The sequence below is a fragment of the Marinobacter lipolyticus SM19 genome, from assembly GCF_000397065.2.
GTDB lineage: Bacteria > Pseudomonadota > Gammaproteobacteria > Pseudomonadales > Oleiphilaceae > Marinobacter > Marinobacter lipolyticus.
Genome location: NZ_KE007308.1, coordinates 1 through 9,808, shown reverse-complemented (window position 1 = coordinate 9,808; position 9,808 = coordinate 1). Strand labels below are relative to the sequence as shown.

The window sequence follows — 9,808 nt, the reverse complement described above, 5'->3', positions numbered from 1 at the left end:
CTGCGGCGTTTCACCGGCGTGGTCAACGAATTCGCCCGCGGCGACAGCGGCCACCGCCGCACCCGTTACGAAGTCATCATCCAGCCGCCGCTGTGGCGCCTGGGCCTGATGCACAACAGCCGCATCTTCCAGACCCAGACCACCGACGCCATCGTGCGCACCCTGCTGGAAGAGCGGGGCATCGTCGATACCGTGTTCGATCTCAAGCGTAACCCGAAAGAACGGGAATACTGCGTCCAGCACCGGGAAAGCGACCTGGGGTTTGTGGCGCGGCTGGCCGCTGAGGAAGGCTGGCATTATCGCTATCACCACGGCTCCGTCGATGGCGAAGAACAGCCGGCCCTGATCATCGCCGATCACCACGGCGACGCCCCCAGGCTTGAGTCCGTGGCTTACAACGGCAAAGCCGGCGGTAGCACCAAAACCCCCTGCGTGTTTCGTTTCGCCCATCAGGAACGGGTCCGCGCCAGTGCCGTGGCCATGAAAGATTACACCTTCAAAAATCCGGCCTATGCCCTGATGCACGAACAGGCCGGAGCAGAGCTGTTCCATCGTGAGGATTACCAGCACTACGATTACCCGGGCCGCTTCAAAGCCGACGCCAGCGGTGAACCCTTCACCGGAGCCCGACTGGACGCCCTGCGACACGATGCCAGCACCGCCAGCGGCAAGAGCAACCGCGCCGACTTCACAGCTGGCGCCAAAGTGGCCCTGACCGATCACGACAGCGAGACCCTGAACCGGGAATGGCTGCTGACCGGCATCACCCACACCGGCAAACAGCCCCAGGCGCTGGAAGAGGAAGGGGGTTCCGAACCCACCAGCTACAGCAACCAGTTCAATGCCATCCCCGCCGACCGCACCTGGCGCTCACAAATCAAGCACCGCCCCAGAATGGACGGCCCGCAGATCGCCATCGTCACCGGTCCGGAAGGCGAAGAGATCCATTGCGACGAACACGGCCGGGTGAAAGTGCGGTTCCCGTGGGACAGGTACAGCAAGAACGACGAACACAGCAGCGCCTGGTTGCGGGTCAGCCAGGGCTGGGCCGGTGGCCAGTACGGTTTCATGGCATTGCCGAGAATCGGCCACGAAGTCATCGTCTCCTTCCTGGACGGCGACCCGGACCAGCCCATTATTACCGGCCGCACCTATCACGCGACCAACACTCCGCCCTATGCGCTGCCGGAACACAAGACCCGCACCACCCTCAAAACCCAGACCCACAAGGGCGAGGGCAGTAACGAACTCAGATTCGAGGACGAGGCAGGCAAGGAACAGATCTATGTCCACGCCCAGAAAGACCTGGACCTGCTGACGGAAAACAACCGCACCGAAGTCATCAGGAACGAGAGCCACCTGATCGTGGACAACCACCGCAAGGCCCACATCAAGGGCAATGACCATGCCACCGTAGATGGCGAAAAGCGGGAACAAACCGGTAAGGATCACAGCTTCAACGTCACCGGCACCCTGCACCTGAAAGCCGGCACCGCCTGGCTCAGCGACTCCGGCACAGAACTGCACATCAAGGCCGGCCAGAAAGCCGTTATCGAAGCGGGTGCGGAAATTACCCTCAAGGCTGGCGGTAGTTTCGTGAAGATAGACCCCAGCGGTGTTGCCATGGATGGTGCCGCCATCAAGCTGAATGCCGGAGGATCACCGGGCAAGGGGAGTGGGCAGAAGGTTCAGGTGCCGGAAATGCCTGGGTTGGTGGAGAAGAATGGTGGGGCTGTAGCGCCGGTGGATCTGGCGGAGACACCCCAAAGACCGATGGCCAAGCCTGACCAGATACGCGCCATCAAAAATGCCGCGAACCAGGGTAAGGGTATCTGCCAGGTTTGCTCACCAGAATCGCAAGGGGCGGCCTGATGGGTAAGCTGGCTGAATTTCCCGACAAGGGTAAGACGTTCATTCTTGTCGATGGCGCAAAAGTGGATGACTTGTCCCAAGTTATTTATCGTGAAATAGAAAAGCCTCTTTGCGATGCGCTTTACAGGGGAACTGAACTCGCTGATCTGTTGGAAATTTCGCCGTGGTTGGTTGAAGCGGGAATGGATAGCTCCCTGGCGCTTAAATGCTTCGAGGATTGGAAGCATCAGGGTGTTGCCATCGTATTGCAGGCTGACTGCCGCTTTGAAGAGGTCATGGACCACTTGCGTGGATTGCTTATGGCCCGATTGGTCACGGGCGATGAGGTTGTCTTCCGGTTCTATGATCCTGAAATCGCGCGGCATCTGTTGAAGCTGGATTCATCAGATGAAGATCTGAGGCGATTGATGGGGCCCTGTAGTCTGTTTGCCATTCAGGATCGCCGCACGGGTGAATGGGAGCACTTTTACAATGACCAGCCGTCAGGTGAGCGGCAGGCAGAAGTGTTCAATATTCGTGAGGAACACCAGGTTGCCATGGAAAGGGCGGCAGAGCAGACAGCCCTCAGGAAACTCGAGCTTCACACTTCGAACTACTTCCCCCATCTGCTTCAACAACCTGACGCAAACGAGCCGGATTGGGGCGTAGTTTCTACGCTAGTCGACGCGGCGAAAGCGCGGGGGTTGTACAGTGCCCGCGATATCGCCCTGTATATCAATACGATTGGCTGGCTTGGGCACCATGCATTCGAAGACAGTGATGTGCAGAGCCTGTGGAAAGAGAATTCCGCAGCACCAGGCAAAGCCATAGCGCGAATTGCAGAATTCGCTGAGAAAAAGTCAATGGAGGGACTGGTTCATGGGTAGTGCTAACAGCTCAGCGTTTTTACAGGGTGCTGATGACATCGACTCAGCGGCACAGATGTGCCCGCTCCAGCTCAAAACCGTTGCGCTGTATCCGGTGCGCTGGGCGATCAGTCAGGAGGTGGCGACCCTACCCGGAAATTTCAACCCGCCGGGGGTATCTTTGCAGAATACCCACTATTGCCTAAGAACCTTGACACCCGGCTGGGTTTACCTGTTCTCGGAGCCCTATGGAACGCTTCACGAATACCGGGTCAATGAGCAGGGTGTAATTACGGAAGTCCTGCCGGGCGCGAATTCGGTCCTGCTTCCCGAGGCTGATGCGGAGGGCGCATTACCCTGTATTCATCACCCGGCGGAGGGCCGGGTGTTCCTGAAGTTTGCCCAGCATCGATGGACAGCGCGTTTGCAGGAGCTCGTAAGAACGGACGCCGGGATTCGAGACGAGTACATGCAGGTGTTCGCGCTGGACCAGCTCCCAGAGAATGGCCAGGGTACGAACATTGCGGAAACCGAGAATGCAGAGACTCTGATTGAAGATTTCCGGCCAGAGCCAGGGGACTTCGACTGGAGCTCTACCGAGTTCGCGCAAGGCCTGACTGCCTCGGATCTGCAGGGGCAATCCAAGAAATCCACTGAGTTTTCCTACTGCGTTGCTCTGGACGACGAAATCGGCATCACTTCGGAACTGGGGCAACTGCACGCCCTCCATGTCAATCTGATCATGAATAATGCCGAGGAAAACGCATATGCCTACACCACCGCGCGAATGGTGGATGCGCTCATCGCTCGTGAAGCTGGCAAGAAGGAAACTGAAGAAGAGCGCAACGAAGTCACCGAAGAACTGAAGGAACGCATTCGTTCAGCCGATAAAGACGCGTTTGTGGAGGGGTACCACAAGCAGGTTGAAGAATACGACCAGGCCCGTGCCCGCATCTTTGATGACTGGAAACGGTGGGTCGACTCCGACCAACTGGCCCGCAAGATGGAGTTCAACGACCTTTACAGCGCCGATGGATTCACGGCGGTCGAGCAGGAGCTGTCGGACATCCTCGATGGTTACGTCGGCGCCGAGAGAGGCAAAGAGGACGCAGAAACCTGGATGGCGGCCGAGGACGGCGAAGCCGGAACCGTCGGAAACCTGTTGAAAGCCGTGTTGTTCCTGACCTCCGCCACCCACAAGATTACCGAAAAACTGAAAGACCTGCCTAGCTACGATTATGGCAGCCAGAAGATAGTGGAGCGCATGTACGATATGCCGGCGCACGTACCGGTCGGGCTGGCCACTGATACTCTACTGCTGGAATTTGCAGCGCCCGCAGCCGCAATGGGTGCCTGGGCCAGAAACCGCCAAACCCGCCCGCAGTGGAAAAAGTGGATCAAGCAGGTGTCCAGACGCTACGGTATCGACGTCCACGAAAATGGCATGACGCTGGACACTGCCACGGAGTTGTTGTTGAAAGTTAATCAGGAGTCTTTGGCAGAAACCTCCGGCCATAGCGTCTCCGAACTCGCAATGTCTCCCCTGGCCGCCGGCGTGGGAAACGCCAGGATCAGGAGTTACTTGCGGGAAAGCCTGATCGACGTGTTCCATCTGGAACCGGACCTCAAGGACAATCCGTTTGGCTGGTTTCATGCCCGTCTTGACCCGGTAGTTGACGTGATCAAGCAGAACCGGGGTAAATTCATCGGAGCAGTAGCTTTTTTCCAGGCGTTTAACATGGCGAGCCTGTTCACCGGATTGAAGGAAACCCAGCAGGATGTAATGCTGACCGACCAATCCGCCATCGACAAGTGGCTGCCCTTCGTGGACAGTCTGTGGGGCGTGGCCGAGGGGATAGTTAACCTCAGCGGGCTGGTTATCCAGTCGGAATATGCCAAGGCCATGGGGGGGAACCTGTCGGCGGCTGGATCCAGAGTTTCGGTCGCTCTTCGCGGGCTAAAAGACCTGAAGGTATTTTCTGCTGGTGCAAGGTTAATAACGAGAGCCTTTGTAAAGTTTCTCCCATACGTTGGCCCGCTACTATCAGTATGCCTAGAGGGTAGATCTGCTTGGCGGGCTTGGCACACCGGCCATGACGTGGCGGTGTCTCTTTCTGTTGTCCAAATTGGGCTAGCCGCCGGTATCGGCTACCTGATCGCTTTGTCTGTGGCAGGGACTGCAACCGTGGTGGGTGCTCCTATTGCGCTTGTAGGTGCGGTCTTGGTGGTGATCACCGTCGCAGTCACCGCGATCCAGCTGTACATCGCTCGCTCCCGTATCGAAGATTTCCTGTCGCTATCGTTCTGGGGTAACGCGCCCACTCTCCGGTACTGGGATGATCAATCGAGGCTGCCTAACCATGAACTCCTGGAGGCGAGCAAAGCCATTACCGCTGCAGATGAGGGGGAAACGGTTCGGGAATACTTCGAGGCGGAGCTAGACGCCTTCTACTACCTGCTATTCTCTCCGGTTGTGCGGATAACCGAGCATATGCCCAAGCACTATGCAATCACTCACCAGGGGGGACAAAAGGTACTGTCAGAATTTACAGGCTTCACTGCGTATTTTCCTGGGTATAGCGAGGCCTCTTGTGCTATTTCCATCAGACTGTTTGAGGTGGAAAAGAACCTGGTATTCGATGATGGCACCAAAGAAATTTCCGGTTTATTTGAACGGAGAGTGAATGCCAGCTTTTCCTCCCATGGAGCCGAATACCACTTTACTCACTACAATCACGATTATTGTGATCAACTGGAAATGCTAATCGAGTACGTTAAAGATGGCAGGAAAGTCACGGGGGATTACGGGATGCGAATCATCCTGAATGGAAATGACGTAGAGGAGTTAGGAGTTGATGAGCGACTCACCTTTGAGCTGTGATCTCCCGGAGACGGACATCGAGCAACAGCTGGAAAAGCGACTGTATCGTACGTATGGCGAGCGACTGGCCAGCCCCCCCGCCCGGAAAGTGGCGGGGGTGTCCGATTCATCGGAAAATATGGACCATGGGGTGGCCTATATCAGTGACCGGTTTATGGACATTCGGCCGGTGTTTTCGATTCTTCGAAGATACATGTTAGGCATCGTTGGCCTGTTCATGGCGTGTGTGCTTGGTTTGATGTGGTTGCTTGATGTTGTTTTTTCCGGTGAGGCGCTGTTGGCAACCGCTGTTTTTTTCGTGCCTGCCTGGATTGGATTTTACCTGTTCGAGATCTTTGTTCCGGTAGTGCTACCAGTCCGGATTGACCGGCGGGAAGGCTTTGTTTATGCCGGGCATCGGGGCACCTTCTACCGGATTCCGTGGGACGAGTTGGAGGTTAGCTTTTCGTATAATTTGCAGTATTTCGGCTCCGGTGTTGTTTGGGATAGGCAATATTATTCCCACCTGTATCTTCGGGATAAGCATTACTTTTGTGGTATCCCCCCCAAGAAGCCGCTGCAGCGCAAGAGGATTTCCTCCTATTTCAAAGAGGATCACTTGTATCGGAAGTGGAATTTTATTGTCAGATATTATGAGGAAGGCGTCAAAAGTGAGGATGAAGAGCACTTGTATGCAGTGAATTATGACTCGTATAACAGACATGTGGCTGATCAGCCGGGGCGTCGTTTCTTTGGGCATGTAATCTTCTGTATTTTTGTACCTTCAATTATTTGGTGGAAATTTACGCCGTTAAAATTTAAGTGGCCGAAGGAAATTGAAGCCATTTTCGGGAAAATCAATTATTACTGATCCTGCATCCGCGTAGATGCTCACCAAAAAGGATTTCAAAATGTTGATAAGGACATTACTAACCCTGCTGCTTCTCTCTCCCCCCGCTAGCCTGGCGGAAGTATACCGCTGGGTAGACGCCGAAGGCCGCACCCATTTTGGTGACCGCCCGCCAACCCAGGCGGCCAGTCAGGAAGTCAAAGTGGAGTCCGCGCCGGCCCGGGTGGATAACGCCGCCCGTGACCGTCAGCAGAAGATGAATGCGTTCCTGGAACAGAGGCAGCAGGAGCGGGATCAACAGCGTGCTGCGGATGCCAAGGCGGAGAAGCAGGCAGCGAAACGGGCGGAGCTATGTACCAAGATGCGCGCCCGTCTCAAGCACATGGACAGCGTCTCGACCTTTTATAACCTGAATGAAGAGGGCGAGCGGGTGTTCGTCAGTGAGTCAGAGAATACCCGGATCCGGGAACGTTTCCGCAAGAAGGTGAACGAAACCTGTAGCGGTTGAAGCTGGAATGAAGTCTCACGGGAAACAGGAAGTTTCCCCCTGTCTGATGCAAGGGATTTGCAATGTTTTCACGTCTGCTCGCAACGGCCAGTCGTTGTGTTCTTATTATCCAACTCCTGTTTGTGGGGATTTCCGAGGCGGCCCCGCCGGGCGTGCCGCTGGCGGATGTTTATCAGCAGGGGATGTCTCTTGAAGGTTACTGGGTCAGTGAGAAGTATGATGGCGTCAGGGCCTATTGGGATGGCTCCCGGCTGTTGTCCAGGCAGGGGAATGTGTTCCATGCACCCGACTGGTTCACCCGGGCTCTGCCGGATCGGCCGTTGGATGGTGAGTTGTGGATGGGCCGCGAACGATTTTCCGATTTGTCGGGTGCGGTCCGGCGGCTGGAGCCCCGTGACAGCGACTGGCGGAAGATTCGCTTCATGGTGTTTGATATGCCCTGGCAGGATCGGCCTTTCAGTGAGCGCTTGAAGATACTCCGCTCCACGGTCAGCGAGGTTGGCATTGATCACCTGGTCCTGGTCGAACAACGTGCGGCAACTGACCATCAGCAGTTGATGCATCAACTGGACGAGGTGATTGCCCGCGGCGGCGAGGGATTGATGCTCAAGCATGGGGACAGTCTTTACCGTGCCGGGCGATCCCGGGATCTCCTCAAGGTAAAGCGTTTTCAGGATGCCGAGGCGGTGGTCCTCGGACACCTGCCGGGCAAGGGGCGGTTGACGGGAAAAATGGGGGCGCTGTTGGTGGAACTGGACAACGGCCGAAAGCTGCGCATTGGCACGGGTTTCTCGGATCGGGAGCGTGAGGAACCGCCGCCTGTGGGCGCAGTCATAACCTTCAAATACAGTGGCTATACGAGCACCGGCTTACCACGCTTTGCCAGCTACCTACGGGTTCGCGACGATGAACCTCCGGTGTCTGGTGGTAGTGAACTATAAACTGGCTGCGCCTTGTAACCATAAATTGGCAGGGTATAGCGGGGATATGATGTCATCGATGCGAAGTGTGATATCAAGCTTTTAAACAAAAGCGAACATTGGCCGTTAGCATTTCACCCGTAAAAATCTGGACTTGTCCCGGATCAATGGCAGGAGATCCTAAAGGCAGAAGCCAAGCCCATCGCTGATGTTTTTGCATCGCCAGAAAGTGCCGGATGGCCCCGGCATGGCCTAAGCGTTTGATTGCAGGCTCAAACGGTGGGGAACGCTTGCACGGTAACTGAACGACGGTGATTTGCCCATGGATAACAACTTCGTGGAAAATCAGATCCGGCCCTAGGCGCGGGGCCGCAGCAGTTGGCTGTTCGCAGGTTCGCTGCGCTATGGTCAACGTGTGGCTGCGGTAATGACGCTCATCCAGTCAGCCAAACTGAACGGTCATGATCTCTATGCCTATCTGAAGGATGTGCTGAGCCGGCTGCCGATACAGAAAATAGTGGCTTTATGTCTCGACCTTGGCTAACGGCGTGGTTTTTTTCAGTGCTTTATAGGCCGACCAGTCGAATTGACCGACTTTCACAATCTCATCCTGACGAATGATTTGCTCGACTTGCTGGTCTTTTTCCCAGTATTGGGTGGTGAACTCTACCTGAAGGTCTTTTTCGTCTTGGTAACCACTGAACATTGGTAAGATTGTCACTTCGTTGTTTGTGCCGGTCGTCGGGAAAGGCTCTGCACATTCGATAACAAAGCCTACGATGACCTTACGGTTGGCTAACCAAAATTGGAGGGGGAGCTCCATCCTTTGCGCCTTGAAGAGAAGTCGATCCAAGGGACTCTGCTCCAAAAGTTGAGCCGTGATGTCCAGCCTAATCTGCTTCTTTGCACCCGATAGCCAATCCAATTGTCGTCTCATCCACCCCCGATTGCCTTCGCTCGGCGGCTTTGCAACTTCCAGAGGACTGGTAAAGACTTTTGCCTTGATCCCGTATCGCACATAAGCACTAAAGACGATCAGCACGGCCCCCACAAAGCTGGTTCCGCTCAATAAAAGCAACCAAGCCGATTGCCGGTCATCAACCTTGTTGAATACGCCGCTGTCACCCAGAGCCCCTGCCAACCAATCAATGAATGTTAGTGAAAGAACATAATCCGTCTGAGCCCCTTTCGGAAGATCACTTACATGGATAGTCATTTGGTCGGGCAGGACGAATGAGCAGGCGAAAGCCAGGACTGCACCGATGACCAATGAGGCAAAACCAAGGCTTACGGCCCGCAGATAGAGCCGTTGACCTTCTTCTCGGGCGGAGGACAATCGAACATAAGGGTGATGTATCGAAGTGAAGTATCCGGCAGCCAGCACTGGCAGGAGCAAGAGGAAGATCATTATACCTCCCTCCCGCCAACAACGGAGATCAGCCGGCCCGAGCGGACTCGCGGAGCCTGGCGACCATCTCCTTGTAGTTTTTGGACTGACGCACTTCCTCTGCGTCTACCCGAACCGTACCCTCGCCAATGACTTCCTGGCTGGAGTTGGGGTACTCGTGCAACAGTTCTCGCAAGCTCTTCGGCTCTGTGCGCTTCGTTTCGTCTTTGAACAGTTCCATGAAACTGCCTCCCATATAGGGTTCTGATCATTATTGAATCACAAATACGCTGAATTTGCATAGTTTGGCCCACTGCCATTGTGTCTGCATCCATACTAACGACCAAGTCATCCGTGCGTTTTCTATGTTCCTCGGCTAGTTAGGTTTCACTTACCGTGTTCGGTCATCTCTTTAATATCATCCTTGTAAGGGACAGCCGGGTTATCCAGCGGACAATTGGAGCTTTTGCAGCAGTAGGCCCATTGAGCCTTGTTGTTCATGGTTCCAAATTCCAACCTTTCTCCGCACCCCGCACCCCGCACCCCGCACCCCGCACCCCGCACCC

General features: G+C 55.3%; 8 protein-coding genes and 1 pseudogene. 7 read left to right on the top strand and 2 right to left on the bottom strand.

Annotated elements, in window-relative coordinates:
- The 7 genes and pseudogenes from MARLIPOL_RS06220 to MARLIPOL_RS18275 form a co-directional block, all read left to right on the top strand.
- Window positions 1-1,872 (top strand): type VI secretion system Vgr family protein (locus MARLIPOL_RS06220; RefSeq protein WP_036190868.1); only part of this gene is annotated, 1,872 nt, incomplete at its 5' end.
- On the top strand, window positions 1,872-2,738 hold the full coding sequence (locus MARLIPOL_RS06215; protein ID WP_012139864.1) for a DUF4123 domain-containing protein: 867 nt from the start codon (window positions 1,872-1,874) through the stop codon (window positions 2,736-2,738). The genes MARLIPOL_RS06220 and MARLIPOL_RS06215, both read left to right, overlap by 1 nt.
- On the top strand, window positions 2,731-5,598 hold the full coding sequence (locus MARLIPOL_RS06210; RefSeq protein ID WP_012139863.1) for a toxin VasX: 2,868 nt from the start codon (window positions 2,731-2,733) through the stop codon (window positions 5,596-5,598). Before MARLIPOL_RS06215 ends, MARLIPOL_RS06210 begins: the two co-directional genes overlap by 8 nt.
- Window positions 5,573-6,448 carry a hypothetical protein gene (locus MARLIPOL_RS06205; RefSeq protein ID WP_012139862.1) on the top strand — a complete coding sequence of 292 codons (876 nt, stop codon included), beginning with the start codon at window positions 5,573-5,575 and terminating at the stop codon, window positions 6,446-6,448. Before MARLIPOL_RS06210 ends, MARLIPOL_RS06205 begins: the two co-directional genes overlap by 26 nt.
- 40 nt (window positions 6,449-6,488) lie before the next feature.
- On the top strand, window positions 6,489-6,935 hold the full coding sequence (locus MARLIPOL_RS06200; RefSeq protein ID WP_036190872.1) for a DUF4124 domain-containing protein: 447 nt from the start codon (window positions 6,489-6,491) through the stop codon (window positions 6,933-6,935).
- Window positions 6,936-6,997: 62 nt separating this feature from the next.
- Window positions 6,998-7,876: a DNA ligase gene (locus tag MARLIPOL_RS06195; RefSeq protein ID WP_012139860.1), complete on the top strand. Its 879-nt coding sequence runs from the start codon at window positions 6,998-7,000 to the stop codon at window positions 7,874-7,876.
- A 235-nt stretch (window positions 7,877-8,111) separates the two neighbouring features.
- Window positions 8,112-8,399 (top strand): annotated as a pseudogene (locus tag MARLIPOL_RS18275) (IS66 family transposase); the annotation flags it as partial.
- On the opposite strand, the gene MARLIPOL_RS06190 reads toward MARLIPOL_RS18275, so the two are convergent.
- Together MARLIPOL_RS06190 and MARLIPOL_RS06185 are read right to left on the bottom strand one after the other, a co-directional pair.
- Window positions 8,379-9,263 (bottom strand): hypothetical protein, encoded by an 885-nt coding sequence (locus MARLIPOL_RS06190; RefSeq protein ID WP_012139858.1) that lies wholly within the window; start codon window positions 9,261-9,263, stop codon window positions 8,379-8,381. The pseudogene MARLIPOL_RS18275 and the gene MARLIPOL_RS06190 sit on opposite strands and share 21 nt — an antisense overlap.
- 28 nt (window positions 9,264-9,291) lie before the next feature.
- Window positions 9,292-9,483 (bottom strand): hypothetical protein, encoded by a 192-nt coding sequence (locus MARLIPOL_RS06185; RefSeq protein WP_012139857.1) that lies wholly within the window; start codon window positions 9,481-9,483, stop codon window positions 9,292-9,294.
- Between the last annotated feature and the right edge of the window lie 325 nt (window positions 9,484-9,808).

Excerpts from the sequence above, each read along its gene's own strand:
- MARLIPOL_RS06195 (WP_012139860.1), top strand. The coding sequence starts at position 6,998 with ATGTTTTCACGTCTGCTCGCAACGGCCAGTCGTTGTGTTCTTATTATC.
- MARLIPOL_RS06185 (WP_012139857.1), bottom strand. The coding sequence starts at position 9,483 with ATGGAACTGTTCAAAGACGAAACGAAGCGCACAGAGCCGAAGAGCTTG.
- MARLIPOL_RS06200 (WP_036190872.1), top strand. The coding sequence starts at position 6,489 with ATGTTGATAAGGACATTACTAACCCTGCTGCTTCTCTCTCCCCCCGCT.
- MARLIPOL_RS06190 (WP_012139858.1), bottom strand. The coding sequence starts at position 9,263 with ATGATCTTCCTCTTGCTCCTGCCAGTGCTGGCTGCCGGATACTTCACT.
- MARLIPOL_RS06205 (WP_012139862.1), top strand. The coding sequence starts at position 5,573 with ATGAGCGACTCACCTTTGAGCTGTGATCTCCCGGAGACGGACATCGAG.
- MARLIPOL_RS06215 (WP_012139864.1), top strand. The coding sequence starts at position 1,872 with ATGGGTAAGCTGGCTGAATTTCCCGACAAGGGTAAGACGTTCATTCTT.
- MARLIPOL_RS06210 (WP_012139863.1), top strand. The coding sequence starts at position 2,731 with ATGGGTAGTGCTAACAGCTCAGCGTTTTTACAGGGTGCTGATGACATC.